The organism is Burkholderia sp. SRS-W-2-2016 (assembly GCF_001931485.1).
In the GTDB taxonomy this organism is placed as follows: Bacteria; Pseudomonadota; Gammaproteobacteria; order Burkholderiales; family Burkholderiaceae; genus Paraburkholderia.
Genome location: NZ_MSDV01000058.1, coordinates 57,339 through 84,282 on the forward strand (window position 1 = coordinate 57,339; position 26,944 = coordinate 84,282).

Consider the following 26,944-nt stretch of genomic DNA (forward strand, 5'->3'; position numbering starts at 1 on the left):
ATAGTACGTTATCGTACAACTTGAGTGTGTTAGGCGACGCCCGCAACGCGGCTCGCGAACCGCTCGATCCTCCCCCGTCCCCTGTTGATCTCGCGCGCGGCGCAGCAAAGGAACCCTTATGAAGAAGATCGCCCTGAGTGGCGCCGGCGGCCAGCTCGGCTCCGTGGTACGTGCAGAATTCGTCGCGCGCGGGATTGCGTTGCGTTCGGCCGCGGGTTCGAAGTCGCTGACGCCGCTGGTCGATGGCGAGGACGTGATGAACGGCGATCTGCGCGACCCGGCGGTGGTCGACCGGCTGCTGAACGGCGTCGACGTGCTGATCCATTTCGCCGGCACCAGCGTCGAGCGTCCGCTGCCCGAGATCATCGAGAACAATCTGCGCGGTCTCGTCGAAGTGTATGAAGGCGCGCGCCGCAATGGCGTGAAGCGCATCGTGTTCGCGAGCTCGAACCACGCGATCGGCATGTATCCGGTCACCGAACATCTGAGCCTCGATTGCGAACTGCGCCCGGATGGTTTCTATGGTTTGTCGAAGGTGTGGGGCGAAGCGCTCGCGCGGATGTACTGGGACAAGCATGGGATCGAAAGCGTGTGCGTGCGGATCGGCAGCTGCCTCGAGCGGCCGACCGAGCAGCGCCACCTGAGCACGTGGTTCGGTCATCAGGACCTGATGCATTTCCTCGAGCGCTGCATCGAAGCGGAAGACGTAGGGTTCCTGACTATCTGGGGCGTGTCGGCGAATACGCGCAGCTGGTGGGACAACAGCGGCGCCGCGCGGCTCGGCTATCAGCCGAAGCAGAACGCCGAGGACTACGCGGCCGACATCGAGTCGCGCCCGAATCCTCTCGATGAGCTCGGCCAGCGCTTCCAGGGCGGCAGCTTCGTCGGCATCGATTATTCGCGCAAGGCTTGAGTCCCGTCGGTCGCACGGGAGTTGTTCTAGCAGGAGATGTGGCAATGAAGATCAAGGGTATTCGCTGGTGGATGGTGGGTCTGGTCGCGGCCGGGTTGATCATCAATTACCTCGCGCGCAACACGCTGTCGGTCGCGGCACCGACGCTGATGAAGGACCTCAACATCACGACCGAGCAGTACGCGCACGTGGTGGTCGCGTGGCAGCTTTGCTATGCGTTCATGCAGCCCGTCGCCGGTTTCGTGCTCGACACGATCGGCACCAAACTCGGCTTCGCGGTGTTCGCGCTGGCGTGGTCGGTGGCTTGCGCGGCGGCCGCGTGGGCGACCGGCTGGCGCAGTCTGGCGGTGTTTCGCGGGCTGCTCGGGCTGGCTGAGTCGGCGGGCATTCCGGCCGGCGTGAAGGCGACCAGCGAATGGTTCCCGGCGAAAGAGCGTTCGGTGGCGATCGGCTGGTTCAACATCGGCTCGTCGATCGGCGCGCTGCTGGCGCCGCCGCTGGTGGTGTGGGCGCTGTTGCGCGGTCAGTGGCAGCTTGCGTTCGTGATCGTCGGCGTCGCGGGGATCGTGTGGAGCGTGCTGTGGATGTTCGTCTACAAGCATCCGCGCAACCAGAAGCTGCTGGGCGACGACGAGCGCGACTACATTCTGAGCGGCCAGGAAGCCAAGCATAGCGACGACGTCAGCACGCCGAAACGTAACTGGCGCGCGATGCTGGTGAGCCGCGATTTCTGGGCGATCGGGATTCCGCGGATGCTGTCGGAGCCGGCGTGGCAGACCTTCAATGCGTGGATTCCGTTGTACATGATGACCGAGCGTCACATGAACCTGAAGGAAGTCGCGATGTTCGCGTGGATGCCGTTCCTTGCCGCCGATATCGGTTGCGTGCTCGGCGGTTATCTGAGCCCGCTGTTCCATAAGTACGCGAAGGTGTCGCTGTTCACGTCGCGCAAGATGGTGTTCGTGGTCGGCGCGCTGTTCATGATCGGACCGGCATGCGTGGGTCTGGTGGCGAGCCCGTATGTGGCGGTGGCGTTGTTGTGCGTCGGCGGTTTTGCGCACCAGACGCTGTCGGGCGCGCTGTATGCGATTACGTCGGATATGTTCGGCAAGAATGAAGTCGCGACCGCGACCGGCATGGGCGGGATGGCGGGTTATCTGGGCGCGGCGGCGTTCACCGCGCTGTTCGGCGTGCTGGTGACGCAGATCGGTTATAGCCCGCTGTTCGTCGTGCTGGCCGTGTTCGACCTGATCGCCGCGGCGGTGGTCTGCCTGATGGCGAAGAGCTCGGATAAGGCGCCGGAGCCGAAGTGGAGTGGGGCGGAGCCGGTGGCGGTGAAGTGATAGTGAATGACGGTTGGCTTTGTTTTAGCTTTAGCGGGTCGATCCGGAAGTGATGTAAGAGGCGGCGTCCATTTGAGTGGGCGCCGTTTTTTTTGTTGGTGAGGGTCGTTGGGTTTGGGGCGGGTGGGGCTACTCGCGGAGAAGCCGTTTCAATTCTTCGAGGAATGAAACGGTACTGTGGCCCCACGGCTCGGGATCAACGTAAAGGCCGTAGATTTTTTCGAAAGACTTATCCAGGTTCGCGGAATGGTTGCGCTTAAATCGCTCAATTTCAGTTGCGACCAGCGTATGAATAACCGGGTCGTTCTCCTCCTTGAAGCAGCAGAGGACTTCCGCAACGGTGTTGCCCCACAAGTCGAAATCCTCATTGAAATAGCCACGAATCAATGAGTCCAGGTTCGGGTAGTGCGATTGGCTAATCATGGTGATCTGATGGCAGCGGATGAGGGACGCGTGGTTTCATATGGGCTTCGAACTTGCCACTTCCTGATCAAGCAGCGCTGGATCAATTCCCGTTGTGTTGCTGGCCCCGCACGCACAAACATGAGTCGTCAAACTTGAAACTGGATGCTTGGCTTTGACCTCGCAGAAGCGTTGCGGCAAGGGGACTATTCTCTGATAATCCGCTTCAATTCTTCAAGGAATGAGGCGGTCGTGTACCCCCATAGTTCGGGGTCAAAATCTTGCCCATAGTCGGTTTCGAAGGCGGCGTCCAAATCGTTCGGATGTTCGCTAATAAACAAATCAATTTCTTGAATCAATTCAAGATGATGTGCCCGCTCGCTGTCACTTTTATAGCAAGAGACGATCTCGAAAAGCGTATCTCCCCATAACCTGCAATCCTGATTAAGGTATGCGCCAAACAGTTGGTACATTTCCGGGTAGCGTTTAGATAGCATGGTTTTTCCTCATTCAACGTAGGCGGTTAAAATGTAATATGGCATGCCATTGTAGGTTTGATGTTTTAAAACAATGACAACCCTATTCATCAGCGTTAAATTGCCAGTCTTTCGCGTTATTCCATATCCGATGTTCCCCTGTACACTTTGCATCAGAGTGAGAGGCCTGCGTTTTCCTGATGACTCTGCCCAATTCCGGATGCTGGCCGCATCGGTGCGCATGACTTCTGATATCGCTGATTCTGCCCGTTCAAGGTTCGTGAACGACGAAACGATTTTTCGATCTGGCTCGATTCTGAGCCTTTCGCGCAACTGAGCTTCGGTCCGCGCAACGTGCTTCTCGATTGTATGTCCACCAATCGAGCTCCCGTTTTTCGCTTCGTGCATTTCGAGGCTAATCCGCCCCATCGTAATACGCGAAGCGCGCGCCGCCTTGATCGAGCCTGCAAACCCGAACGGCACGGCCAGATCTAGCAACACGGCAATACTGCCCGCCATGTCAGGGCTGGCGTTCATCGCTTCGGCCAGCTTTGTCGTACCTTGCTGGGTCAGCGTCGCCGTGTCTCGCGCCGTCCAGATCTGACGCAGACCGGCCGCCGCGGTGTCGGAGCCATGTGCGCCGAACACGATGCAGCCGGCTTTACTCGCCATCGTCGGTTCCGGCATTACGCAGAGCGCGCCGGCCCCAACCATTTCCAGCACGCCGCCGACGAGCTGCAGTCCGCCCCACAGGCGGTTGGTAACCATTTCAGTGGAGCTGATCGACTGGCGGCCCAATATCGCTGCCAACTGTGGCGCACTGAGCACCACGCGCATGCCGTCCTGTTCTTGTTCGCTCGACATCCCATATTCCTGTGTACTTATTCGAGCGTGCCAAAGTAGCAGTCGAGCACAATGAGTGATATGGGCGATGGATGATTCTGGTGTTTAGTTGAGAAAAATCAAAATAAAAGGCCGCTCAAACAATTTGAACGGCCTTTTTCGGCTATCAGCGATATGGATTATTTACCTTTGTTTCGCGCTACTTCGCAAATTTAAAATTCGTCTCGATAAAAATATTGAGAAGTCAGGGGACGGGCGCCCATCGCCAAAAAATCTCCCCGCCTTAAACGAAAAGCGGCACCGCGCAAGGACCCCGCGCGATGCCGCAACAGAAAAGTGCGATCAGGCAAGCCACCGGTCACGTGAGGCCCAACCCACAGCCCCACGCCACCACCCCAACCCTAACTCACCTCACTCAACCTTCTGCCCAATCTCATGATTCGCGAGCACCTCGAGCGCGCGCACCATCGCCGAGTGATCCCACGCCTTCCCGCCATGCGCGACACAAGCATTGAACAGCGCCTGACAGGTCGCGGTATTAGGCAGCGAAACTCCAAGCGCCTGCGCGGTCGACAGCGCCAGATTCAGATCCTTCTGATGCAGCTCGATCCGGAAGCCCGGATCGAACGTGCGCTTGGTCATCCGCTCGCCGTGCACTTCCAGAATCCGCGACGACGCGAACCCGCCCATCAGCGCCTCGCGCACGCGCGCCGGATCGACGCCGGCCTTCGATGCGAGCAGCAGCGCTTCGCCGACCGCCTCGATGGTCGCCGCGACGATCACCTGGTTCGCGACCTTGCACACCTGACCCGCGCCGACCGCGCCGATCAGCGTGACGTTCTTGCCCATCATGTCGAACAGCGGCTTCACGCTGTCGAAGCTCGCCTGTTCGCCGCCGACCATGATCGTCAGCGAGCCGGCCTTCGCGCCGACTTCGCCGCCCGACACCGGCGCATCGAGATAGTCGGCGCCGCTCTCGCGCACGCGCGCCGCGAACTCGCGGGTCGCCATCGGCGAAATCGAGCTCATGTCGACCACCGTCTGGCCCGCGCGCAGCGCGCTCGCGAGGCCGTTCTCGCCGAACAGCACGCGCTCGACGTCCGGCGTGTCCGGCACCATCACGAAGATCACGTCCGCGTGCGCCGCCACCGCGGCCGGGTTATCGCACGCGAGCGCGCCGGCCTGGGTCAGCTCGGCGGGCACGCCGCTGCGCGTGAACGCGGCGAGCGACACGCCGTTCTTCAGAAGGTTGGCCGCCATGGGCTTGCCCATGATGCCGAGTCCGATAAAGCCTGCTTTTTGCATGGAATGCTCCGAAGGTGTGATGGCGACGCCATTCAAGCCGCGCCCGCCTGGTTTTGCATGAAATGTTTCTGCACCGCCTGCGCGGCGCCCTTGAGCAGCCCGAGATCCGCGCAGACCGCGACCACGCGCGCGCCCATCGACAGATAACGTTCCGCGTCGGCCTGCACCGGCGCGAGGATGCCGCTCGATTTGCCCGCCGCCTTCGCGCGCTCGAACACGTGCGCGATTGCCTGCTGCACGTCCGGATGGCCGGCGTTGCCGAGGTGTCCATACGACGCCGCGAGATCCGACGGGCCGACGAACACCGCGTCGACGCCGTCCACCGCGAGGATGCTGTCGATCGCCTCGACCGCATGGCGGCTTTCGATCTGCGGGATCACGCAGACGTTGTCGTTGGCGATCTCGAAGTAATCGGCGACGGTGCCGTAACGGTTGCCGCGATGGCCGACCGACACGCCGCGAATGCCCTGCGGCGGATAACGGGTCGACGCGACCGCGCGGGCGGCGTCGTCGGCGCTGTCGACGAACGGCACCAGGAAGTTCGAGAAGCCGCTGTCGAGAAAGCGTTTGATCGCGACGCTTTCGTTGGCCGGCGGGCGCACCACCGGCGCGGTGCCGCTGTCCTTGAGCGCCATCAGTTGCGGGATCAGCGTGAGCACGTCGTTGGGCGCGTGCTCGGCGTCGAGCAGCATCCAGTCGAAGCCGACGGTGCCCATCACTTCAGTGACGATCGGGCTGGCCAGCGAACCCCAGCAGCCGATCTGGGTTTGGCCTTCCCGCACCGCGCGGCGGAAGCGGTTGGGCAGGGACTGGTAGGGCGTGACAGCGGGCATGCGGTATCTCCTCGAACTTCTATGGATCGGGAACAGGCTCGGCCGACGCCCCAAAAAACGCAAAACGCGAGTTATAGGTCGTCGTACATCTAAACTCAGATTAGCACTGGGCCCGGTCGTTGTAACGGGCACGTAAACCCGTATGTCCCTGTCCAACAAGCGTTTCAGGTTGCATGAAGGCCTCTCAATGTTGTAGGATGACTTATATCCAAAGCGTTCATTTGAGGAAAGCCAAAAATGCCTATTACCGGCGAAATGCTGATCGGTCGCAAAGCGGTGCGCGGCGAAGAAAAAGCGCTGCGCGCATTCAATCCTGCCACGGGTTCCGAGATCGCGGAGCCGGTGTTCGGCAGCGGCACGGTCGCCAATGTCAACGCGGCTTGCGAGCTCGCGCAACAGGCGTTCGACTCGTATCGTCAACTGCCGCTCGCGGTGCGCGCCGAGTTTCTCGAGCGTATCGCCGACGGCATCACCGCGCTCGGCGATGAGCTGATCGAGCGCGCGCAGGCCGAATCGGGTCTGCCGAAAGCGCGTCTGGAAGGCGAGCGCGGCCGGACCACCGGCCAGCTGAAGCTGTTCGCGCAAACCGTGCGCGCCGGTCAGTGGCTGACCGCGACGCTCGATTCGGCGCTGCCGGAACGCAAGCCGCTGCCGCGCTCGGATCTGCGCATGCAGAAGATCGCGCTCGGCCCGGTCGCCGTGTTCGGCGCGAGCAACTTCCCGCTCGCGTTCTCGGTTGCCGGCGGCGACACCGCCGCGGCGCTCGCGGCCGGTTGCCCGGTCGTCGTGAAGGCGCACCGTGCGCACCTGGGTACGTCGGAGCTGGTCGGCCGGGTGATCCAGCGCGTCGCGCAGGAAATGGATCTGCCGGAAGGCGTGTTCTCGATGATCGTCGGCGCGGGTAACTCGGTCGGCGAAGCACTGGTCGCGCATCCGGCGATCAAGGCGGTTGGCTTCACCGGTTCGCGCGCGGGCGGCACGTCGCTGATGCGCGTCGCGGCCGCACGTCCGGAGCCGATTCCGGTCTACGCCGAAATGAGCAGCATCAACCCGGTGTTCCTGCTGCCGAACGCGCTGAACGCGCGCGGCGACAGCATCGCGCGTGGTTTCGTCGACTCGCTGGTGCTCGGCGCCGGCCAGTTCTGCACGAACCCGGGCCTTGCGATCGCGATCGATAGCGACGCGCTGAAGGGTTTCGTCGCGACCGCATCGGAAGCGCTGACCGCGAAGCCGGCGCAGACCATGCTGACCGCCGGCATCCACGCTGCGTATGAAGACGGCGAGAGCAAGCTGGCTGCGACCAAGGGCGTCGAAGTGGTGGCGCGCGGTGTCGCGTCGAGCGGCCCGACCCAGGCATGCGCGGCGCTGTTCGTGACCGATGCGGCGACGTTCCTCGCGAACCCGGCGCTCGAAGACGAAGTGTTCGGCCCGGTGTCGACGATCATCCGCTGCAAGGACGAGCAGGAAATGCTGAAGGTTGCCGAGCACTTCGCCGGCCAGCTGACCGCAACGCTGCAGATGGACAGCGCCGACGTGGCGGCCGCGAAGAAGCTGGTGCCGATCCTCGAACGCAAGGCTGGCCGGATTCTGGTCAACGGCTTCCCGACCGGCGTCGAAGTGTGTCACGCGATGGTCCACGGCGGCCCGTTCCCGGCGACCTCGGACAGCCGCGCGACTTCGGTCGGCACGACCTCGATCGACCGCTTCCTGCGCCCGGTCTGCTACCAGGACTTCCCGGCCGAGCTGCTGCCGGAAACGCTGGCCGACGGCAATCCGCTGCAACTGTGGCGCCGTCTGGATGGCGAGCTGTCGCGCGGTTAAGTGTGATTGGCGTGGCCTTGCGCGCATAGGTGCGTGAGGCTGATGGGCTGAGCTACTACAGAGATGCACCGGGGCATGGATTGCCCGGTGCATTTTTCTTTCTGCGCTGGCTTTGAGTTCGCGGAGCCGGGCGGCACAGCGCGCAAGCAATCTGGCGCTAGCTGACACCCAGCAAAAAAACGCCGAACAAAAAAATGGCCGGGAAATCCCGGCCATTTTTTTCGTCCTCAAACTTGATACATCAAGCTCAGCTATTCGCCTCGCTGACCTCGTTCGCGCGCCGCAGCCGCTCACGGCTATTGGAAAGATGCATGCGCATCGCCGCGCGCGCGCCTTCCGCGTCGTGGCGCGAGATCGCTTCGAGAATGCTCTCGTGTTCGAGATTGACCAGCGACAGATACGCATCCGGATCGGCGCGCGCGATACCGGCCGAGTCGAGCCGGTTGCGCGGAATCAGCGCGCTGCCCATCTGCGTGAGGATGTCGACGAAGTAGCGGTTGCCGGTCGCGCGAGCCACCGAGATATGGAACTGCAGGTCGGCGTCGACGCTGTCGAGCCCGTTGTGGCGGGTCGCTTCGATCGCGTCGAGCGCGGCGCGCATCCGGCTGACGTCGTCCGGCTTCGCGCGTTGCGCGGCGAGGCCGGCGCATTCGGTTTCGAGGCTGATACGCAGCTCGAGAATCGACAGTACGTCGCGCAGGGTAGTGGCGGGCACCATGTCGATGCCGAGTTTTTCGCGCTGCGGTTCGAGCACGAAGCTGCCGATCCCGTGGCGCGTCTCGATCACCTTGCCCGCCTGCAGCCGCGAGATCGCCTCGCGGATCACCGTGCGGCTCACGCTGAGCGTGCTCATCAGCTGCGATTCGGTCGGCAGTTTGTCGCCCGGCTTCAGCACGTTGCTGGCGATCTGCTCGGTCACGTAGTTGACGACAAACTCGGCAAGATTGCGAGCGCGTCGTGGCGGGGCCGCGGATGCTAATGGAGTAGCCATCGAAAACGCTCCTTTTCTGGTTGTTTGCTGAGATCCCTGCATTTCATTATATCGTCGTCTGACGACTGAATATATTAGAGTCCGATCGTTTTCGGCGCAATTGTCACAAATGGAGTCGGATGGCCGCCGGACCGCGTGTCTCGGCGCGGCGGCGGCCTCTAAAGCCCGATGCTCCGGCGTAGGGAAGTACGATAACGCAGATCAGATCGCGCGCAGTTCGACCCGCTTGATGTCCTTGACGATCACCAGGTAGCTGATCACCGTCAGCAGCGCGTTCGCGCCGACGAACACCAGCGCGCCGTTGAACGAGCCCGACTGCGCGACCAGATAGCCGATCACGATCGGCGTGACGATGCCGGCCGCGTTGCCGAACATATTGAAGATCGCGCCCGACAGACCCAGCGCTTCCTTCGGCGCGGTATCGGCGACCACCGCCCAGCCGAGCGCGCCGATGCCCTTGCCGAAGAACGCCAGCGACATCAGCGCGACCACCAGCCAGTCGGCCGACACGTAGTTGCAGCCGATGATGCAGGTCGACAGCAGCATCCCGCCGACGATCGGAATCTTGCGCGCAACGGTCAGCGAGCAGCCGCGGCGGATCAGCCCGTCCGACAGCACGCCGCCGAGCACCCCGCCGAGAAAGCCGCAGATCGCCGGCAGCGACGCGATCAGACCCGCGTGCAGGATCGTCATCCCGCGCGCCTGCACGAGGTAGATCGGAAACCACGTCAGGAAGAAGTAGGTCAGCACGTTGATGCAGAACTGCGCGAGATAGACGCCGAGCAGCATCCGGTTGGCGAGCAGCTGACGCACCAGCGACCAGCCGCCGGCCTTCGCGACATCGGCCGGACGGGCGGTATTGCGCGCGCCGCTGACCAGCCCGCCGCCTTGCTCGATGTACTCGAGTTCGGCCTTCGACACGCGCGGATGGTCGGCCGGGTTCTTCATGAACTTCAGCCACGTCAGCGCGAGCACGAGCCCGAGCGCGCCCATCACGACATACACCGAGTGCCAGCCGAACGCGTGGGTCAGCCATGCCATCAGCGGCGTGAACACGACCGCGGCGAAGTACTGCGCGGCGTTGAAAATCGCCGACGCGGTGCCGCGCTCGCTGGTCGGAAACCAGCTCGCGACCACTTTCGCGTTGGCCGGGAAGGCCGGCGATTCGGCCGCGCCCATCGCGAAACGCAGCACGAACAGCGCGGTCACCGCGGCGCCGGCGCTGCCGAACACGCCGATCGAGCTTTGCAGCAGCGTGAACAGCGACCACGAAAAGATGCTCGCCGCGTACACGCGACGCGCGCCGAAACGGTCGAGCAGCCAGCCGGCCGGCAGTTGCGACAGCACGTAGGCCCAGCTGAACGCGGAAAAGATATAGCCCATGCGGACCGCGTCGAGGCTGAACTCGCCGCGCATCGCGGAACCGGTGACGGACAGTGTCGCGCGGTCGGCATAGTTGAGGGTGGTGATCAGAAAGATCAGCAGCAAAATCGCGTAGCGGACCTTGGTGCGCGTCGCGCTATCGGCGGCCGCGCCGGTCTGGGTGGAACGGGCCGAGGGGCTCATGTCCATGGGGCATCTCCTGTGTGTGCGGGCGAGAGTGTGGCTCCACGCCGGGCGGCTGGCGGCCATGCGGCCGCCGGCTGTCGTGCAAATGCAGAAACGCCCGGCGACGTTGCCGTGCCGGGCGTTCGACGGGACCGTCTGGGCAGTCCTCGTTCATGCGGATGCGCGAACCTGCGTTGCGCGCAGCCGACGCCGGTGCCTTACTGCGGTCCGAGCTTCTTGATCAGCGCGTCGAGCATGTCCATCTCTTCGGCCGTCAGATCGGTCAGCGGTGCGCGCACCGGACCTGCGTCGTGACCGACCAGCTTCGCGCCGGCCTTGACGATGCTGACTGCGTAGCCAGCACGGCGGTTACGGATCTTCAGGTACGGCAGGAAGAATTCGTCGATCAGCTTGCCGACCGTTGCGTGGTCGTCAGCGGCGATCGCGCGGTAGAAGTCCATCGCGGTCTTCGGGATGAAGTTGAACACCGCCGACGAGTACACCGGCACGCCCAGCGCCTTGTAAGCGGCCGCGTAGACTTCCGCGGTCGGCAGGCCGCCGAGGTACGAGAAGCGGTCGCCGAGGCGCCGGCGGATCGTCACCATGTTTTCGATCTCGCCCACGCCGTCCTTGAAGCCGATCAGGTTCGGGCAGGTCTCGGCCAGACGCTCGAGCATGTCGGCGTTCAGCTTCGAGTTCGCGCGGTTGTAAATGATCACGCCCATGTTCGGCACGGCCTTGCACACTTCTTCAGCGTGCGCAGCGATACCTTCCTGGCATGCTTCGGTCAGGTAGTGCGGCATCAGCAGGATGCCGTGCGCGCCGTGGCGCTCGGCTTCCTGCGCGTACTGGATCGCCACGCGGGTCGGGCCGCCGGCGCCGGCCAGGATCGGTACCTTGCCCTTGCACACTTCGGTCGCGGTCTTCACGACGTTCGAGTAGTCGTTCTGCGTCAGCGAGAAGAATTCACCCGTGCCGCCGGCCACGAACAGTGCCGAAGCGCCGTACGGCGCGAGCCATTCGAGGCGCTCGGCGTAGGTGTCGGCGCGGAAGTTGCCTTGTGCGTCGAAGTCGGTGATGGGGAAGGACAGAAGGCCTTCCGAAACGATTGCTTTGAGTTCCTGCGGTGTCGTCATGGTCAGTAATCCAGCGTCGGAATGGTGTCGTGTTGGTCGGGTCCGACCGGGGCAGCGGCGCCGCCCCGGTAGAAAATCTTTGTTAATTCAGATTTCTTATACGTCATCGTACAACAACAATTCCGCTAACTCAACGGGGTTTTCACGGCATAATGCACCCTATAGGGTAAATACGGAACATCCGGCGCAACTTCGATGTTGTAGGATGACGTATGAATAGCTGGCGTGGCAGGCTGACAACGCCTAAAGGATCGATCAATGGAACAAACTCCGCTCTATATACGCGTTCATCCCAATGACAATGTCGCGATCGTCGTCAACGACGGCGGTCTGGGCGAGGGCGCGGTATTTCCCGATGGCCTGAAGCTGCGCGAGCGCGTGCCGCAGGGGCACAAGGTCGCGCTGGCCGATCTCGCCGAAGGCGAAGAAGTGATTCGCTACAACGTGGTGATCGGCTATGCGCTGAAGGCGCTGCCGAAGGGCAGCTGGATCAACGAGCACGTGATCCGCATGCCGAGCCCGCCGGGCCTCGAAGATCTGCCGATCGCGACCACCAGGGCGCCGGAGATGGCGCCGCTCGAAGGCTATACGTTCGAGGGCTACCGCAACGCGGACGGCACGGTCGGCACCCGCAACATCCTCGCGATCACGACCACCGTGCAGTGCGTGGCCGACGTCGTGCAGCACGCGGTGACCCGCATCAAGGCCGAGCTGCTGCCGAAGTACCCGAACGTCGACGACGTGGTGAGCCTCGGCCATACGTACGGCTGCGGCGTCGCGATCGACGCGCCCGACGCGATGGTGCCGATCCGCACCGTGCGCAACATCGCGCTGAATCCGAACTTCGGCGGCGAAGTGATGATGGTCAGCCTCGGCTGCGAGAAGCTGCAGCCCGAGCGGCTGATGCCGGCTGGCACGATTCCGATCGTGTCGGCGGCCAACCCGAGCGAAATCGCCGACATCGGCGACCTCGGCGCCGACGAGAACGGCGACGTAGTGGTGCTGCAGGACGAATCGCACGTCGGCTTCATGTCGATGATCGAGTCGATCATGCGCACGGCCGAAGGCCACCTGAAGCGCCTGAACAACCGCCGCCGCGAAACCTGCCCGGTGTCGGACCTCGTGGTCGGCGTGCAGTGCGGCGGCAGCGACGCGTTCTCGGGGCTGACCGCCAATCCGGCGGTCGGCTTCGCGACCGACCTGCTGGTGCGTGCCGGCGGCACCGTGATGTTCTCGGAAGTCACCGAAGTGCGCGACGGCGTCGATCAGCTGACCGCGCGCGCGGCCAACGCGGACGTCGCCCAGGCGATCATCCGCGAGATGCAGTGGTACGACGATTATCTGAAGCGCGGCGGCGCCGACCGCAGCGCGAACACGACGCCGGGCAACAAGAAGGGCGGGCTGTCGAACATCGTCGAAAAGGCGATGGGCTCGATCATCAAGTCGGGCAACTCGGCGATCTCCGGCGTGCTGTCGCCGGGCGAGAAGGTCCGCCAGAAGGGCCTGATCTACGCGGCGACGCCGGCCAGCGACTTTATCTGCGGCACGCTGCAGGTCGCCTCGGGCATCACGCTGCACGTGTTCACGACTGGCCGCGGCACGCCGTACAGCCTCGCCGAAGTGCCGGTGATCAAGGTCGCGACCCGCTCGGATCTCGCGCGCCGCTGGCACGACCTGATGGACATCAACGCCGGCACGATCGCGACCGGCCAGTCGAGCATCGAAGAGGTGGGTTGGGAGCTGTTCCGCCTGATGCTCGAAATCGCCAGCGGCCGTCAGCAGACCTGCGCGGAGAAGCTCAAGCTGCACAACGCGCTGGTGCTGTTCAACCCGGCGCCGGTGACCTGAGCGAACAACGCACCGCGGCATAGCCGCGGCGAGCGCCGGCTGTGCCGGCGTTCGCGTTTTGTGGGCGCCCGGGCCGCGCGCCGCTTTCGCTCCGTCTGCGAGCCGCCGCGGCCATCGCCGCCGCGCTCTCCGATCCGCCTGATATTCCAGAACCATAAACAGACATCAAGACATGACCGATTCGAACGTTGACCGCTCCGCGGCTAAGAAACCCTTCCGTCGTCTGCTGCTGACCGGCGCCGCCGGCAACCTCGGCAAGCAGCTGCGTCCCGCGCTTGCCCAGTGGGCCGATATCGTGCGCGTGTCCGACATCGCGCCGCTCGGCGAACTCGCGCCGCACGAAGAAGCCGCGGTCGTCGATCTGGCCGACGCGGCGGCGGTGCATGCGCTGCTCGAAGGCGTGGACGCGGTCGTGCATCTGGGCGGCATCTCGGTCGAGGCGCCGTTCGAAGACATCCTCGAAGCGAACATCCGCGGCATCTACAACCTGTACTCGTCGGCGCAGAAGCACGGCGTGAAGCGGGTGATCTACGCGAGCTCGAATCATGCGGTGGGCTTCCATCCGGTGACCTCGGTGCTCGGCACCGACGCGCCGCTGCGCCCGGACGGCATGTACGGCGTGTCGAAGTGCTTCGGCGAATCGCTGTCGCGCTATTACTTCGACCGCTTCGGTCTGGAAACCGTGTGTCTGCGGATCGGTTCGTCGTTCGAGCAGCCGAAGACCGCGCGGATGCTGGTCACGTATCTCAGCTATCGCGACTTCGTCGAACTCGTGCGCTGCTCGCTGTTCACGAACCGGGTCGGTCACGCGATCGTCTACGGCGTCTCGAAGAACCGCATTTCGTGGGTCGACAACACCAATGCCGCGTTCCTCGGTTTCCGTCCGCAGGACAGCTCGGAGCAGTTCGAGCATCTGTTCCCGCCGGTCGCGCCCGACACCCGTTTCGACGACCCGACCCAGCTGTACCAGGGCGGCCCGTTCGTGCTGGCCGGCCCGATGGAGCCGAAGCGCGAGTCCGGCAAGGATGCGAAGTAAATGAGCGCGAATCCGCAAGTCGAGCGCTTCGAAGCCGCCGGGCCGCTGCCCGCCGCGACCGGCGAAAGCCCGGTGTGGCGCGCGGCCGAACAGGCGCTGTACTGGGTCGACATTCCGGCGAAGAAGATCGTGCGCGGCTCGGTCGAGACCGGCAAGCGCACCGAGTGGCAGTTGCCGGAGCAGGTCGCCTGCATCGCGTTCGATCGCAACGGCACCGTGCTGGCCGGCTGCGAGACCGGGCTGTTCGCGGTGACGCTGGCCTCCACGGCTGACGCTGGCGCGTCCTCCGGCGAGCCGCTGACGGCCTCGCTGCGCAAGCTGGCGGCGCCGCAATTCCCGCACCCGGGCATGCGTTTCAACGATGGCCGCTGCGATCGTCAGGGCCGCTTCTGGTCCGGCACGATGGTGATGGACATGGCCGCGGCGATCCCCGGCGGCGCGCTGTACCGCTTCGACGAGAACGGCGTGCTGTCGGCGCCGGTCGTCGATGCGCTGATCACGCAGAACGGCCTCGGCTGGTCGCCGGACGGCACGACGATGTACCTGTCCGACTCGCATCCGCAGCGCCGCCTGATCTGGGCGTTCGATTACGACATCGAGACCGGCGAGCCGCGCAACCGCCGGGTGTTCGCCGATCTGAACCACTACGTGGGCCGTCCCGACGGCGCGGCGGTGGACGCCGACGGCTGCTACTGGATCTGCGCGAACGACGCCGGCCAGCTGCTGCGTTTCACGCCGCAGGGCAAGCTCGACCGGCAGATCGCGGTGCCGGCCATCAAGCCGGCGATGTGCGCGTTCGGCGGGCGCGACCTCGACACGCTGTTCGTCACGTCGATCCGGCCCGGCAGCGGCGCGAGCGAACACGACGGCCATGTGTTCGCGCTGCGGCCCGGTGTGAAGGGGCTGCCCGAGCCCGAATACGCCGGGCAGCTGTAAGCGGATTCAGATGCGGCCAACGCCGGGACGAGGTTTCAGGTCCCGGCGTTGTCATTTCCGGGTCATGTTCTATGACCCTTAATTTGTCACTCGTCGTACAACATGTAGCGTCCAGACCACGCTCTTGCCCGTCTTATCTCACAAAAATACAACACTTCACGAGACCTTCTAAAAGTTCTGCCAGGGCGATGCCAAGCCACGCCGCGCCTAGATGGGATGCTGCGCCGGTCATTGCTGCCGGGTCGCTCGTGGGTGCGGGTAAATACCGTCTGTACAAGCTAAAGACCCTTTTATAGACTTCATATGTCGTCGTACAACATATAAGCCCAAACAAATGGCTTTCTGCGGTTTGGGTGTTCGTGCGAATACGACGGGCTCAAGCAGAGCGGTGCGGTTCTCGTTAATGCCGCAGGCACTGCGCGAGCGCGCCGACGTGATCGAAGTAAGTAGTCGAGCGATCGACTGGAGTGCTGGATTCACTGCGCCGGGGAATTGCGCAGCCAGTACGGCAAGTGCCCGCACCTGCGAGGGGGTGAGCGCCGCCGGGGACGCATCAAACCATGTCACATCCGCAATCGATGGGATGGTCTATTTTTCAAGGAATGTCACGATGAACAAGAAGTTTGCCTCTTCCCGTGTTTCGATGATCGTCGCGGCCGCGGCGCTGGCGTTCGGCTCGATGTCGGCTGAAGCGCGCGTGTTCCGCTGCGCCGACGTGCACGGCGATACCTTCCCGACCAACATGGCGGTGAAGTTCATGGGCGAGCAGATCAACAAGGCGACCGGTGGCAAGGATTCCGTGAAGGTGTTCGGCAACAGCGCGCTCGGCTCGGAAAACGACACGATCGACCAGGTGCGCATCGGCGCACTGGACATGGCGCGTGCCAACGGCGCGGCGTTCAACGAAATCGTGCCGGAATCGATGATCCCGTCGCTGCCGTTCCTGTTCCGCGACGTCGACCATTTCCGCAAGGTGATGTACGGTCCGGAAGGCCAGAAGATCCTCGACGCGTTCACCGCGAAGGGCATGGTCGCACTGACGTTCTACGAGAGCGGCGCGCGTTCGATGTACGCGAAGAAGGCGATCAAGTCGCCGGCCGACATGAAGGGCCTGAAAGTGCGCGTGCAGCCGTCGGACCTGATGGTCGACGAAATCAAGGCAATGGGCGGCACGCCGACCCCGATGCCGTTCTCGGAAGTCTATACGGGCCTGAAGACGGGTCTCGTGGACGGCGCCGAAAACAACCTGCCGTCGTACGACGAAACCAAGCACTTCGAAGTGGCTCAGGTCTACTCGGAAACCCAGCATTCGATGACGCCGGAAGTGCTGGTGTTCTCGAAGAAGATCTGGGACAAGCTGACGCCGGAAGAGCAGCAGATCATCAAGAAGGCCGCGGCCGACTCGGTGCCGTACTACCAGAAGCTGTGGACCGCGCGTGAAGCCGACGCGCAGAAGGCAGTGACGAAGGGCGGCGCAACGATCGTGACGGCGACGCAGATCGACCGTCCGGCGTTCGTGAAGGTGATGCAGCCGGTGTGGGTGAAGTACGAAAAGACCCCGGCGATGAAGCAGATCGTCGACGAAATCCAGGCAATCAAGTAAGTCAGTCTCGCGTCGTTCGACGCACTACGTAATTAGCAACGCTTGTAGCAGCAGTGGCGCGAAGGTCTCGCGGGGCAACCCTCGAGGCCTTGCGCCGCGCGGTGTCGCGCGCGCGTGACAACCGTGTCCGCACTGGACTGCTGCCTGTCACACATCGGTCGTAAGCAAGGACAGGGTCATGAGTTTCCTTAAACGCCCAAACGATTTTATTTTTCGCGTGCTGCTGGTGCTGGCGTCGTTCGCGCTCGCCACACTGTGTCTGCTCGTCATTTATAGCGTGGTGATGCGCTACGTATTCGCCGATGCGCCCGATTACGTCGAGCCCATCGCACTGCTGCTGGTGATCCTGATCGCGATGTTCGGCGCCGCGCTGAAGGTTCGCGAAGGCGGCCACATCGGCCTCGACTCGCTGGTCAAGAAGCTGCCGCCGAAAGGTCAGGTGGCGGCCACCGCGATCCAGCACCTGTGCCTGATCGCATTCGCTGTGGCGGTGTTCGTCGGCTGCTGGGAAATGGCGGAGACCACGATGCACGACCGCATTCCGATCATCGGCGTGCCGGAAGGGCTGCGTTACTGCATCCCGATCGTCGCGAGCGTGTGTATCGCGTTGTTCTCGCTCGAACATCTGCTCGAGCTCTTCTCCGGCAAGCGGAGAGAGCAGGCGCTCGAACTCTCCGTCACGGAATAAAAGTAGATCCATCATGGAACTTACCCTTCTCACCGTCAGTTTTCTTGTTTTCCTCTTCCTAGGGGTTCCGGTTTCGTTCGCATTGGGTCTGTCCTGCGTGCTGACCTATCTGTTCGAAGGTCTGCCGACCGCGACCGCGATGCAGTCGATGATCTCGGGGATGAACGGCTTCTCGTTCCTCGCGGTGCCGTTCTTCATCTTCTCGGGCGAGCTGATGCTGCACGGCGGTATCGCCGACCGCATCCTGCGTTTCGCGCAGTCCACCGTCGGTCACTTCCGCGGCGGCCTCGGGATGGCCAACGTGGTCGCCTGTACGCTGTTCGGCGGCGTGTCCGGTTCGCCGACCGCCGATACGTCGGCGATGGGCGGCGTGGTGATCCCGCTGATGAAGCGCGAAGGCTATAGCGCGGCGTACGCGGTCAACGTGACGACGCACTCGTCGCTGGCCGGCGCGCTGATGCCGACCTCGACCAACATGATCATCTACGCGTTCGCGGCGCAAGGCGTGAGCGGCGTGCTGAACGGCAAGCAGATCACCGGCGTGTCGATCGGCGACCTGCTGTTCTCGGGTCTGTTGCCGGTGCTGTGGGTGATGGGCCTCGTGCTGGTCGCCGCCTACTGGCAGGCCGTCAAGTTCGGCTATCCGCGCCGTCCCGACGGTTCGACCGGTCTGCAGCGCTTCCCGGGCTGGATGGCGGTGCTGCGCACCTTCATCGGCGCGGTGCCGGGCCTGATGGTGATCGCGATCATTCTGTTCTGCGTGGCGCGCGGGATTGCCACCGCGACCGAGGCGGCCGCGATCGCGGTCGGCTATTCGCTGATCCTGACGATCGTCGTGTATCGCTCGCTGTCGCTCGCCAAGCTCGGCCATGCGCTCGGCAAGGCGGCTAAAACCACCGGCGTGGTGCTGCTGCTGATCGGCGTGTCGAACATGCTGCGCTTCCAGATGGCCTACCTGGAGATTCCGGACGCGATCGAACGCATGCTCGACGGCGCGACCTCGCTGCCGTGGCTGATGCTGCTGTACATCAACGTGATTCAGGTGTTTCTCGGCACGTTCGTCGACATGGCGGCGCACATCCTGATCACGACGCCGCTGTTCCTGCCGATGGCAATGCACAACGGCGTGGGCCCGGTTCAGTTCGGCATCATGATCCTGCTGAACTGCGCGCTCGGTCTCGTGCACCCGCCGATCGGCTCGGTTCAGTTCATTGGTTGCGCAATCGGCAATGTGTCGATTGGTGAAACTACCAAGGTGGCTTGGCCGTATTACCTGGCTATCTTCAGCGCCATCAATATCGTGACGTACGTTCCGTGGTTCTCGACATGGTTGCCCAGCGTGATCAACGGGCACCCGGTGTTCTAAGCAGATAATTGATTTTTTTCCACACTCAGCGGCGCCTGCCCGGGCCGCAAAAAGATAGTTTCTAACAGAGGAGTAAAAATGAAAAAGACTCTCGTCGCCGCAGCTGTGGGGTTGGTCGCCCTGAGCGCACACGCTCAAAGCAGCGTCACGTTGTACGGTATCGTCGATACGGGTTTCGGCTGGCAGAACAGCTCCACGACGCTGAGCGCGCTCGGTTCGTCGCGCCCGTCGGCTGGCGGTCGCTCGCAAGTCAAGATGATCAACGGCATTTGGGCAGGTAGCCGTTTCGGCCTGAAGGGCGCGGAAGATCTGGGTGGCGGCACCAAGGCCATCTTCACGTTGGAGCAGGGCTTTAACAGCGCAACCGGCGCGGAATCCACGTCGGGTCTGATGTTCAGCCGTCAGGCATGGGTTGGTCTGACGAATGCACAGTTCGGTACGCTGACGGCCGGCCGCCAGTACACCTCGTACTACACGATGCTGTCGCCGTACAGCCCGACCACGTGGCTGACCGGCGCATACGGCGCGCACCCGGGTGATATCGACTCGCTGGACACGCTGTACCGCTCGAACAACTCGCTGGTCTATACGTCGCCGAGCTTCCGCGGCCTGACGATCAGCGGTTCGTACTCGCTCGGCGGCAACGCCGGCAGCACGGGTGCTGGCCAGGTGTGGAGCGTCGCTGCTCAGTACCTGAACGGCCCGGTCGGTATCGCCGCAGGTATCCAGCGCATCGACAACGCGGGTATCGCTACCCGTACGCCGGCTGCTGTGAACTGGAATTCGGCGATGTCGAACAACGGCGCAGAACCGGCCGTGTCGGCAATCAACAACGGCTTCCAGACGGCAGCGAAGCAGCAGCGCGTTGCGGTTACCGGCGGCTACGCGTTCAACTCGCAGTGGGACGTGTCGGCTTCGTACTCGAACGTTCAGTACGCTCCGGGCGCGGGCTCGTTCTTCGGCAACACGCAGATCTGGAATACCGGCGGCGCAGTGGTGCACTTCAAGCCGATCCCGGTGCTGGACCTGGCTGCTGGCTACGCCTACACCCGTGCGACGCAAGCGAACGGCATCACGAGCGCGGCGACGTACAACCAGTTCAACCTGTCGCAGTACTACACGCTGTCCAAGCGCACCGGCTTCTACGCGCTGGAAGCGTTCCAGCGTGCTAGCGGCAAGACGCTGGCAGGCGACGGCCGTACCATCATCGACGCAACCGCAAGCATCGGTGACGCTCAGAACGGTGCACCGGCTTCGTCGCGTAGCCAGGTTGCTATCGGCGTGGGCATGATCCACAAGTTCTAAATAGTTACTGAAGAGGTGGCGGCGTGTTGTTTTGCCGCCACAACAACACGATTTTTTCGGGTTGTCAGTGATGGAAGCTGCGCATGAAAATGCGCAGCTTTTTTTTTGCGCGGGGGTTTTTGGAGAGTCGTCAGCGCCGTTGCGGGAGGACCGCGAGCGGCGTGTTGCGATGCGGCGACAGTGTGCTTTAAACGCCGCCGCATTCCGCCAGTTTTCTTCCGGCTCTCAGGCCTCCGACCACAAACGGCCACCCGTGGCCCAGTTTTCGCGTTTCACGTCGGTCAGGATGATGTCGACGGAATTCGGTTCGACGCCGAGCGACTCGCAGGTGGCTTTGGTGATCGCTTCGACGAACTGGCGTTTCTGCTCCAGCGTGCGGCCTTCGAAAAGTTCGATGTGAAAGGTGGGCATGGCAGGGCTCCGTGATCGGGTGGGTTGAGGGTCGGTGGGTCTGCGCGGGTCGGCTCGGGCGCCGGCGTGGCGCGGCGAACTAACTCTTCAGTTAAAAAGATCTGGTAAGGATTGGGGGCGGGCGGGTCCGGTCAGTCGCGATAAGCGCGATCGAGCCGGTCGAGCCTGCGCAGCAGCGCCGGCCATTCGAGCGCGCCTTCGATCGCGCCGCCGTCGTACAACTGCTCGGCGGTGCGCGCGGCGACCGCGTCGTCCGGCACCACCAGCGGCGCGCCGCAGGTTTGTGCCTGAATCTGGATTTCGCACGCTTTGAGCAGCGTCGCCATCAGCACATAGGCCTCGGCGACCGTGCGGCCGAGCGTCAGCGTGCCGTGATTGCGCAGCAGCATCGCCGGTTTGTCGGCCAGATGCGCGACCAGCCGCTCGCCTTCGGCCGGCGTGAACGCGAGGCCTTCGTAGTCGTGATACGCGAGCTGGCCGTAAAAGCGCAGCGCGTGCTGCGAGGCCGGCAGCAGGCCGGCCGGTTGCGCGGACACCGCGACGCCCGCGGTGTTATGCAAGTGCATCACGCAGAACGCGTCCGCCCGCGCCGCATGCACGGCCGCGTGCAGCGCGAAGCCGGTCGCATTCACCGGATGCTCGCTCGCGCCGACGATCCGGCCGCCGATATCGATTTTGACGAGGTTCGACGCGCACACTTCATCGAACGCGAGGCCGAACGGGTTGATCAGAAAGTGGCCGGGTTCGCCGGGCACGCTCGCGGAAATATGCGTGTAGATCAGATCGTCCCAGCCGTTCAGCGCGGCGAGCCGATAGGCGGCCGCGAGGTCGACCCGGGTCTGCCGCTCCGCTTCCGACAGCGGCCCGGATTCGGCGACGCGGCCGGCGGGCGAGTGAGTAAATGACATGTAGCTCTCCAAAACATGTGGCGCCTGCTGCGCGCGGACCGGCTTGCGATGCTACCGCACAAAAGTGGCGGTTGGCAGCGTGACGCTGGGTTACTGGCCGGGCATCGGCGTGCGTCGATAGTGGCTATCTGTCGTCCGTGCGCGCCTGGGTCGGGCGCTGCGTCGCACGCGCGCTTTCGCGCTACGATACAAACCCGGCGCGCGCCGCGCCGTTTCGTGAGGAGACGCCGATGCGTGAATTGCGATGGACTTCCGAAGAAGGCGACGGCATCGAACATCTGAGCTTCGATGCGCGCGACGATGGCTTTGCGGTCGAAAGCGTCGTGGTCGGCCAGCGTTACGGCAAGCCGTATGGACTGCACTACGCGGTGCGCTGCGATTCGCAGTGGCGCACCCGTTACGCGTGGCTGAAGATCGTCGGCGGCGGCGAGCTGGAGCTGCATGGCGACGGCAATGGCCGCTGGCACGACGGGCACGGGCTCGCGCTGGGCGCGCTCGAAGGCTGCATCGATATCGATATCGCCGCGACGCCGTTCACCAACACGCTGCCGATTCGCCGCCTGCAACTGGCCGAGGGCGAGCGCCAGCCGATCGAAGTCGCGTATATCTCGACGCCGGATCTGCAGGTTACGCGAGCCGGGCAGGCGTATTCGTGCATCGCGTTGAATCGCGAGTACCGCTATGAAGGCATTTTCCGCGACTTCGTCGCGAACCTGACGGTGGATGGCGACGGTCTGGTGATCGACTATCCGACCTTGTTCGCGCGTTCGCCGCGCGGGGGATGAGCGGCGCGCGCGGCGGCGTTGCCGGTTGCGGTAGGCGCTAATTGCGCGTCGACGAAGCGCGCGATTTCGGCCGCGATCCGCTCCGGCTCGCGCAGCACGACCCAATGGCCGGCGTCGATTTCGATGCGGCTGTACGCGCCGAGCCAGCCTTCGAGTCCCAGCGACAGCGCCGGCCCGACGTAACGATCGCGCAGCGGCACGATGAACTGCACCGGCACCTCCGTGCGACGCGCGCGCGGCCGCCGCAGTTTGTCGATGAAATTCGCGCGATACAGATTGAGTCCGTTCAGCGCGTTGCGCTTCTGCGCGGGCTCGCGTTCGGTGCGTACGCGTTCGGTCACGCGCAGCCACAGCGGCCACATTCTGGCGCCGCCCGCGCGCCAGACCAGCTCGGGCAGCAAGGGCAGGTGAAAGAAGAAGATGTACCAGGACTTCAGCGTCTGGCGCAGGCCGCTGCCGAACGGGCGCCTGGCCGGGCGCGGGCGCGCTGCGCCGTTGCTGTCCGGCGCGCCCTGGCCACGCAGATCGAATGACGCATGATCGAGACACGGGCCTGAGATCGACGTGTACGACATGATGCGGTCGCTGAACGCCGGATCGGTGACAGCTTCCCAGCACTGAATCGAACCCCAGTCGTGACCGACGAGATGAAACGGCCGCTTGCCGCATGTCGCGTCGGCGACCGCGGCCAGATCGGCCGCGAGCCGTGCGAGCCTGTACCCGCTGCGCGCGGCGGGTGCGCCGGATGCGCCCGCGCCGCGCACGTCGTAAGCGATCACCCGATAGCGCCGATCCAGTTGCGCGCGCACCGGCTCCCATACCGCGGCCGAATCCGGATAGCCGTGCACCAGCACGAGCGGCGGCGCGTCGCGCGGTCCGCTCACGTAGACCGCGAGCCGCACGTCGCCGGCGTCGACGGAGAGCGTCTCGCGGATCACGCGGCCGCCCGCACGCCGCGGCGCGCGTGGCGCGTGGCCGGCAACCCGGCGTTGGCGGCATCGACCGCGGCGACGAGGCCGTCGATGCGCGCGAGCTGGTCGCGATTGTCGTGATCCCACGGATGAAAGCCGGGCCGGAAAAAGCTCAGCCATTCGCCGGCGATGCTCGGCAACACGCCGCGGCGCGGTCCCCACACGTAGCGGGTCAGCCGCCACAGGCCGCGCAGATGGCCGCCGCGTTTGCGATCGGCGACGATCAGGCGCACGTTGTAGTCGAACACGATCAGCCAGAAAATCAGCGTGGTGGTGAGCATCGTGCCGGTGCGCAGCAGATAGCGGCGCAGGCCCGGCTTGAGCACCGCATTCCACACGTCGTACGAAACGGACTTGTGCTCGGTTTCTTCCAGCGCGTGCCAGGTCCACATCTGCGTATAGCCTTCGACGGAACCGGCGATGCGGCTCGAGTCTTCGAGCAGGATCGCCGCCAGCATCGCGGTGTAATGTTCGAGGCAGACCGTGATCGCCAATTGATAGGAGTGCGGCAGATATTTGCGGAACTGGTTCAGAAACCACAGCAGCCGGTTATCGAGCTTGTGAGCGGGCAGTCCGGCCTGTTGCAGCAGATCGTTGTACTCGATGTGCTCGCGCGTATGCATCGCTTCCTGACCGATAAAGCCGAGCACCTGCTTCTTCAGTTCCGGGTCGTCGATCTGGTCGCGATAGTTGCGCACCGAATCCATGAAGAAGCGCTCGCCGGCTGGAAACAGCAGCGACAGCGCGTTGTAAAAGTGCGTGACGTGCGAGCCTTGCGCGTGCCAGTCGCATGCGCGCTCCGCGGGCAGGTTGAAACGTAGGTCGCGGCGAACTGGCATCATGGCCTTTCTCCCTGTGATTTATTACGTACTGCAAAGCTGAATGGCGCCGCGCGGATGCGGGCGAGGGCGCACGTGCTTCAGGCGCGCGTGCCGTCGAGCTGCGCGGCGCGGCGTGCGCGTTTGGCCGCGCTGCGCTTGAGCCGGCGCGTCTGCATCACGACCAGCGCCTGATACGCGGCGGGAAGTGTGCGGGCGAGCCAGTCGGCCGCGCGTGCGTCGCGGCCGATCAGCACGCGCCGTTTGTTCTTGCGCACGCCGTCGAGGATCACGCGCGCGGCGTCGTCGGCCGTGGTGATAAAGAACTTCTCGAAGTCGTCGCGGCCCTGCTGCTCGTTCTCGACCATGAAGCCGACCATGTTCGGCGCGATCCGGCTGGCCTGCGCGATATTGGTGCGGATGCCGCCCGGGTGCACGCAGGTCGCGGAGACGCCGCACCTGAGCAGATCGAGTTCCTGGCGCAACGCTTCGGTAAAGCCGCGCACCGCGAACTTGGTCGCGTTGTAGCCGCTCATGCCTGGCTGTGCGAACAGTCCGAATACGCTCGACGTATTGACGATATGACCCGCGCCGGACGCCTTCAGATACGGCAGAAACGCCTTCGTGCCATGCACGACGCCCCAGAAGTTGATGCCGACGATCCACTCCAGATCCGTGTACTCCATCCCTTCGATCGTGCTCGACAGCGCGACGCCCGCGTTGTTGAACACGAGGTTCACGCCCTTGTGTTCGAGCGCGGTGGCGGCGGCCCAGTCGAACATCGCGGCGCGATCGGCGACGTCGAGCACGCGCGTGGTAATGCGCAGCGGCGCGCCGAGCCGTTGCGGCGCGGCGGCCCGCGCGAGCTGCCCGGTCTCGGCGAGGCTTGCCGGATTGCGGTCGGCGAGCGCGAGATGGCAGCCTTCGCCGGCCAACTGGATCGCCAGCGAGCGGCCCATGCCCGAACCCGCGCCGGTGATCGCGGCCACCTTGTCGGTGAAGTTCTTCATTTTTTTCTCCCTGATGGATGCGCTGTCGTTTTTATCGGTTCAGGTCGCTTCGGCCGACGTGACCGCGGCGTTGCCTGGGCCTTGCCGGGTCGCGCCATGTTCGGCAGGGTGGCCCTGCGCGGCGGGCGCGGTAGATGCGGCGGGGGCATACGCGAAGTAATCGTCGAGGCGGAAGCTGCTGGTGGCTCGGCGAAACTTGTACGCGAAGCCGGGCCACAGCGTGGTGTTCTTGCCGGTCTTCGGATCGAGGTACCAGCTGTTGCAGCCGCCGGTCGACCAGATCGCGCGCCCGAGCTTCTGCTGGATCCGCTCGTTGTACTGGCGCTCGACCTGCGGACGCACTTCGATCGCGGCCGTGCGCTCGGTTTTCATCGTTTGCAGCGCCTGCAGGATGTATTCGACCTGCGACTCGATCATAAACACCATCGAGTTATGACCGAGACCGGTGTTCGGGCCGACGATCATGAAAAAGTTCGGATAGCCAGGCAAGGTCGTGCCGAGGTACGCATGTGCGCCGTCACGCCATGTGTCGACGATATCGACGCCGCCGCGTCCACGCACGACGCCGGGCGGAAACGGATCGGCGACCTGGAAGCCGGTGCCGAAGATCAGACAGTCGGCCGGGTGGCGCACGCCGTCGGTCGTGACGACCGCGTCGGCTTCGATTCGCGCGATGCCGGTCGTGTTGACCGACACGTTCGGCTGCGCGAGCGCCGGGAAATAGTCGTTCGAGATCAGGATGCGCTTGCAGCCCATCGTGTAGTTCGGCGTGAGCGTCGCGCGCAGTTGCGGGTCGGGCACCTGGCGGCGCAGATGGCGCTCGGCGACTTTCTGCGCGGTTTTCATCAGCGACGGATGCACCGCGAAGCCGACCGCGCGCGATTCGAGCATGCAGTACAGCGCCGAACGCATGATCTTCTGCGTGAACGGCAGCCGTTTGAACAGCCATTGTTCGAGCGGCTTCACCGGCCGGTCGGCCTTCGGCATGATCCACGGCGGGGTGCGCTGGAACAGTTCGAGGTGCGCGACGCGCGGCTGGATTTGCGGCACGAACTGGATCGCGCTCGCGCCGGTGCCGATCACCGCGACGCGTTTGTCGTCGAGCGGGTAGCTGTGATCCCAGTGCTGCGAATGGAACGCTTTGCCCGCGAAGTTTTCGAGGCCGGGAATCTCGGGCAACGCCGCGCGCGACAGTCCGCCCATTCCCGAAACCAGCACGCGTGCCGACCATTGCTGGCCGTTCGCGAAGCGCAGTTGCCAGCGGTGACTGGTTTCGTCGTAAAGCGCGTTCGCGAGTTCATGACCGAAGCGCAGATGCGGCTCGATGCCGAAGCGTTGCGTGCAGTCTTCGAGGTACGCGCGAATTTCCGGCTGGCGCGCGAACATGCGGCTCCAGCGCGGATTCGGCGCGAACGAAAACGAATAGACGTGCGATTGGACATCGCACGCGCAGCCGGGGTAGTGGTTGTCGCGCCAGGTGCCGCCGACCGAATCGGCCTTCTCGGCGATCACGAAATCGGTGAGGCCGGCCTGCCGCAGGCGGATCGCCATGCCGAGGCCCGCGAAGCCGGAGCCGATGATCGCGACGTCGGTCTCGACCCCGGCAGGCTGGGAGGGCTCGCCCGGCGGGGGCGGGGCGGCGTCGTGG

24 protein-coding genes and 1 pseudogene are annotated in these 26,944 nt (G+C 64.0%); 11 read left to right on the forward strand and 14 right to left on the reverse strand.

What is annotated here, in order from left to right; genetic code table 11:
• Window positions 1–118: 118 nt before the first annotated feature.
• Window positions 119–913: an NAD(P)-dependent oxidoreductase gene (locus BTH42_RS25370; RefSeq protein WP_075303923.1), complete on the forward strand. Its 795-nt coding sequence runs from the start codon at window positions 119–121 to the stop codon at window positions 911–913.
• Window positions 914–957: 44 nt separating this feature from the next.
• A complete protein-coding gene (locus tag BTH42_RS25375; RefSeq protein WP_075303924.1) occupies window positions 958–2,256 on the forward strand; it encodes an MFS transporter in 1,299 nt (432 codons plus the stop codon).
• A 129-nt stretch (window positions 2,257–2,385) separates the two neighbouring features.
• Here the strand turns inward: BTH42_RS25375 and BTH42_RS25380 are convergent, their stop codons facing one another.
• From BTH42_RS25380 to garL, 5 genes are all read right to left on the reverse strand, one after another.
• On the reverse strand, window positions 2,386–2,679 hold the full coding sequence (locus tag BTH42_RS25380) for a contact-dependent growth inhibition system immunity protein (protein ID WP_075303925.1): 294 nt from the start codon (window positions 2,677–2,679) through the stop codon (window positions 2,386–2,388).
• A gap of 185 nt (window positions 2,680–2,864) precedes the next feature.
• The gene (locus BTH42_RS25385) at window positions 2,865–3,155 is read right to left on the reverse strand and encodes a contact-dependent growth inhibition system immunity protein (RefSeq protein ID WP_075303926.1); all 291 of its coding nucleotides are present in this window, start codon (window positions 3,153–3,155) and stop codon (window positions 2,865–2,867) included.
• Window positions 3,156–3,164: 9 nt separating this feature from the next.
• On the reverse strand, window positions 3,165–3,998 hold the full coding sequence (locus BTH42_RS25390; protein ID WP_075303927.1) for an RNase A-like domain-containing protein: 834 nt from the start codon (window positions 3,996–3,998) through the stop codon (window positions 3,165–3,167).
• Window positions 3,999–4,388: 390 nt separating this feature from the next.
• Window positions 4,389–5,303, reverse strand: a complete 915-nt coding sequence (locus tag BTH42_RS25395; RefSeq protein WP_372237286.1) for a 2-hydroxy-3-oxopropionate reductase — start codon at window positions 5,301–5,303, stop codon at window positions 4,389–4,391.
• Between the two features lie 11 nt (window positions 5,304–5,314).
• On the reverse strand, window positions 5,315–6,115 hold the full coding sequence (gene garL / locus BTH42_RS25400; protein WP_075303929.1) for a 2-dehydro-3-deoxyglucarate aldolase: 801 nt from the start codon (window positions 6,113–6,115) through the stop codon (window positions 5,315–5,317).
• A 237-nt stretch (window positions 6,116–6,352) separates the two neighbouring features.
• Between garL and BTH42_RS25405 the strand changes: the two genes are divergently transcribed.
• Window positions 6,353–7,936 carry an aldehyde dehydrogenase (NADP(+)) gene (locus BTH42_RS25405; RefSeq protein WP_075303930.1) on the forward strand — a complete coding sequence of 528 codons (1,584 nt, stop codon included), beginning with the start codon at window positions 6,353–6,355 and terminating at the stop codon, window positions 7,934–7,936.
• 247 nt (window positions 7,937–8,183) lie between these two features.
• Here BTH42_RS25405 and BTH42_RS25410 read toward each other — a convergent pair whose 3' ends face one another.
• The 3 genes from BTH42_RS25410 to kdgD form a co-directional block, all read right to left on the reverse strand.
• A complete protein-coding gene (locus BTH42_RS25410; protein ID WP_075303931.1) occupies window positions 8,184–8,927 on the reverse strand; it encodes a FadR/GntR family transcriptional regulator in 744 nt (247 codons plus the stop codon).
• A gap of 201 nt (window positions 8,928–9,128) precedes the next feature.
• Window positions 9,129–10,499, reverse strand: a complete 1,371-nt coding sequence (locus BTH42_RS25415) for an MFS transporter (RefSeq protein ID WP_075303932.1) — start codon at window positions 10,497–10,499, stop codon at window positions 9,129–9,131.
• Window positions 10,500–10,693: 194 nt separating this feature from the next.
• The gene (kdgD, locus tag BTH42_RS25420) at window positions 10,694–11,611 is read right to left on the reverse strand and encodes a 5-dehydro-4-deoxyglucarate dehydratase (RefSeq protein WP_075303933.1); all 918 of its coding nucleotides are present in this window, start codon (window positions 11,609–11,611) and stop codon (window positions 10,694–10,696) included.
• A 258-nt stretch (window positions 11,612–11,869) separates the two neighbouring features.
• Between kdgD and garD the strand changes: the two genes are divergently transcribed.
• The 7 genes from garD (at window position 11,870) to BTH42_RS25455 (ending at window position 20,393) form a co-directional block, all read left to right on the forward strand.
• A complete protein-coding gene (gene garD / locus BTH42_RS25425; protein ID WP_075303934.1) occupies window positions 11,870–13,459 on the forward strand; it encodes a galactarate dehydratase in 1,590 nt (529 codons plus the stop codon).
• A 172-nt stretch (window positions 13,460–13,631) separates the two neighbouring features.
• The gene (locus BTH42_RS25430) at window positions 13,632–14,495 is read left to right on the forward strand and encodes an NAD(P)-dependent oxidoreductase (RefSeq protein ID WP_075303935.1); all 864 of its coding nucleotides are present in this window, start codon (window positions 13,632–13,634) and stop codon (window positions 14,493–14,495) included.
• Window positions 14,496–15,431 carry an SMP-30/gluconolactonase/LRE family protein gene (locus BTH42_RS25435; protein ID WP_075303936.1) on the forward strand — a complete coding sequence of 312 codons (936 nt, stop codon included), beginning with the start codon at window positions 14,496–14,498 and terminating at the stop codon, window positions 15,429–15,431.
• Between the two features lie 610 nt (window positions 15,432–16,041).
• Window positions 16,042–17,034 (forward strand): TRAP transporter substrate-binding protein, encoded by a 993-nt coding sequence (locus tag BTH42_RS25440; protein ID WP_075303937.1) that lies wholly within the window; start codon window positions 16,042–16,044, stop codon window positions 17,032–17,034.
• Window positions 17,035–17,212: 178 nt separating this feature from the next.
• Window positions 17,213–17,722 carry a TRAP transporter small permease gene (locus BTH42_RS25445; protein WP_075303938.1) on the forward strand — a complete coding sequence of 170 codons (510 nt, stop codon included), beginning with the start codon at window positions 17,213–17,215 and terminating at the stop codon, window positions 17,720–17,722.
• Window positions 17,723–17,735: 13 nt separating this feature from the next.
• Window positions 17,736–19,088 carry a TRAP transporter large permease gene (locus tag BTH42_RS25450; RefSeq protein ID WP_075303939.1) on the forward strand — a complete coding sequence of 451 codons (1,353 nt, stop codon included), beginning with the start codon at window positions 17,736–17,738 and terminating at the stop codon, window positions 19,086–19,088.
• A gap of 78 nt (window positions 19,089–19,166) precedes the next feature.
• On the forward strand, window positions 19,167–20,393 hold the full coding sequence (locus BTH42_RS25455; RefSeq protein WP_075303940.1) for a porin: 1,227 nt from the start codon (window positions 19,167–19,169) through the stop codon (window positions 20,391–20,393).
• 225 nt (window positions 20,394–20,618) lie between these two features.
• Here the strand turns inward: BTH42_RS25455 and BTH42_RS25460 are convergent.
• Together BTH42_RS25460 and BTH42_RS25465 are read right to left on the reverse strand one after the other, a co-directional pair.
• Window positions 20,619–20,807, reverse strand: a pseudogene (locus BTH42_RS25460) (4-oxalocrotonate tautomerase); the annotation flags it as partial.
• Window positions 20,808–20,935: 128 nt separating this feature from the next.
• Window positions 20,936–21,712, reverse strand: coding sequence for a class II aldolase/adducin family protein (locus BTH42_RS25465; RefSeq protein ID WP_075303941.1), 777 nt, complete (start codon window positions 21,710–21,712; stop codon window positions 20,936–20,938).
• A gap of 230 nt (window positions 21,713–21,942) precedes the next feature.
• Here BTH42_RS25465 and BTH42_RS25470 point away from each other — a divergent pair, with 230 nt between their 5' ends.
• Window positions 21,943–22,497 (forward strand): putative glycolipid-binding domain-containing protein, encoded by a 555-nt coding sequence (locus BTH42_RS25470; RefSeq protein ID WP_075303949.1) that lies wholly within the window; start codon window positions 21,943–21,945, stop codon window positions 22,495–22,497.
• Here the strand turns inward: BTH42_RS25470 and BTH42_RS25475 are convergent.
• The 4 genes from BTH42_RS25475 to BTH42_RS25490 all read right to left on the reverse strand — a co-directional run bounded on the left by BTH42_RS25475 (window position 22,458) and on the right by BTH42_RS25490 (window position 26,877).
• On the reverse strand, window positions 22,458–23,435 hold the full coding sequence (locus tag BTH42_RS25475; protein WP_075303942.1) for an alpha/beta fold hydrolase: 978 nt from the start codon (window positions 23,433–23,435) through the stop codon (window positions 22,458–22,460). The two genes, BTH42_RS25470 and BTH42_RS25475, sit on opposite strands and share 40 nt — an antisense overlap.
• The gene (locus BTH42_RS25480) at window positions 23,432–24,310 is read right to left on the reverse strand and encodes a metal-dependent hydrolase (RefSeq protein WP_075303943.1); all 879 of its coding nucleotides are present in this window, start codon (window positions 24,308–24,310) and stop codon (window positions 23,432–23,434) included. Before BTH42_RS25480 ends, BTH42_RS25475 begins: the two co-directional genes overlap by 4 nt.
• A 77-nt stretch (window positions 24,311–24,387) precedes the next feature.
• On the reverse strand, window positions 24,388–25,296 hold the full coding sequence (locus tag BTH42_RS25485) for an SDR family oxidoreductase (RefSeq protein WP_075303944.1): 909 nt from the start codon (window positions 25,294–25,296) through the stop codon (window positions 24,388–24,390).
• A gap of 39 nt (window positions 25,297–25,335) precedes the next feature.
• The gene (locus BTH42_RS25490) at window positions 25,336–26,877 is read right to left on the reverse strand and encodes an NAD(P)/FAD-dependent oxidoreductase (protein ID WP_083654910.1); all 1,542 of its coding nucleotides are present in this window, start codon (window positions 26,875–26,877) and stop codon (window positions 25,336–25,338) included.
• Between the last annotated feature and the right edge of the window lie 67 nt (window positions 26,878–26,944).

Bases quoted from the DNA above. Each gene is read 5' to 3' on its own strand.
- garD (WP_075303934.1), top strand. From the start codon at position 11,870: ATGGAACAAACTCCGCTCTATATACGCGTTCATCCCAATGACAATGTC.
- BTH42_RS25385 (WP_075303926.1), bottom strand. From the start codon at position 3,155: ATGCTATCTAAACGCTACCCGGAAATGTACCAACTGTTTGGCGCATAC.
- BTH42_RS25415 (WP_075303932.1), bottom strand. From the start codon at position 10,499: ATGGACATGAGCCCCTCGGCCCGTTCCACCCAGACCGGCGCGGCCGCC.
- BTH42_RS25455 (WP_075303940.1), top strand. From the start codon at position 19,167: ATGAAAAAGACTCTCGTCGCCGCAGCTGTGGGGTTGGTCGCCCTGAGC.
- BTH42_RS25375 (WP_075303924.1), top strand. From the start codon at position 958: ATGAAGATCAAGGGTATTCGCTGGTGGATGGTGGGTCTGGTCGCGGCC.
- BTH42_RS25485 (WP_075303944.1), bottom strand. From the start codon at position 25,296: ATGAAGAACTTCACCGACAAGGTGGCCGCGATCACCGGCGCGGGTTCG.
- BTH42_RS25470 (WP_075303949.1), top strand. From the start codon at position 21,943: ATGCGTGAATTGCGATGGACTTCCGAAGAAGGCGACGGCATCGAACAT.
- BTH42_RS25465 (WP_075303941.1), bottom strand. From the start codon at position 21,712: ATGTCATTTACTCACTCGCCCGCCGGCCGCGTCGCCGAATCCGGGCCG.
- BTH42_RS25370 (WP_075303923.1), top strand. From the start codon at position 119: ATGAAGAAGATCGCCCTGAGTGGCGCCGGCGGCCAGCTCGGCTCCGTG.
- BTH42_RS25435 (WP_075303936.1), top strand. From the start codon at position 14,496: ATGAGCGCGAATCCGCAAGTCGAGCGCTTCGAAGCCGCCGGGCCGCTG.
- BTH42_RS25430 (WP_075303935.1), top strand. From the start codon at position 13,632: ATGACCGATTCGAACGTTGACCGCTCCGCGGCTAAGAAACCCTTCCGT.
- BTH42_RS25440 (WP_075303937.1), top strand. From the start codon at position 16,042: ATGAACAAGAAGTTTGCCTCTTCCCGTGTTTCGATGATCGTCGCGGCC.
- BTH42_RS25450 (WP_075303939.1), top strand. From the start codon at position 17,736: ATGGAACTTACCCTTCTCACCGTCAGTTTTCTTGTTTTCCTCTTCCTA.
- garL (WP_075303929.1), bottom strand. From the start codon at position 6,115: ATGCCCGCTGTCACGCCCTACCAGTCCCTGCCCAACCGCTTCCGCCGC.
- BTH42_RS25390 (WP_075303927.1), bottom strand. From the start codon at position 3,998: ATGTCGAGCGAACAAGAACAGGACGGCATGCGCGTGGTGCTCAGTGCG.
- BTH42_RS25480 (WP_075303943.1), bottom strand. From the start codon at position 24,310: ATGATGCCAGTTCGCCGCGACCTACGTTTCAACCTGCCCGCGGAGCGC.
- BTH42_RS25405 (WP_075303930.1), top strand. From the start codon at position 6,353: ATGCCTATTACCGGCGAAATGCTGATCGGTCGCAAAGCGGTGCGCGGC.
- BTH42_RS25380 (WP_075303925.1), bottom strand. From the start codon at position 2,679: ATGATTAGCCAATCGCACTACCCGAACCTGGACTCATTGATTCGTGGC.
- BTH42_RS25445 (WP_075303938.1), top strand. From the start codon at position 17,213: ATGAGTTTCCTTAAACGCCCAAACGATTTTATTTTTCGCGTGCTGCTG.
- BTH42_RS25410 (WP_075303931.1), bottom strand. From the start codon at position 8,927: ATGGCTACTCCATTAGCATCCGCGGCCCCGCCACGACGCGCTCGCAAT.
- kdgD (WP_075303933.1), bottom strand. From the start codon at position 11,611: ATGACGACACCGCAGGAACTCAAAGCAATCGTTTCGGAAGGCCTTCTG.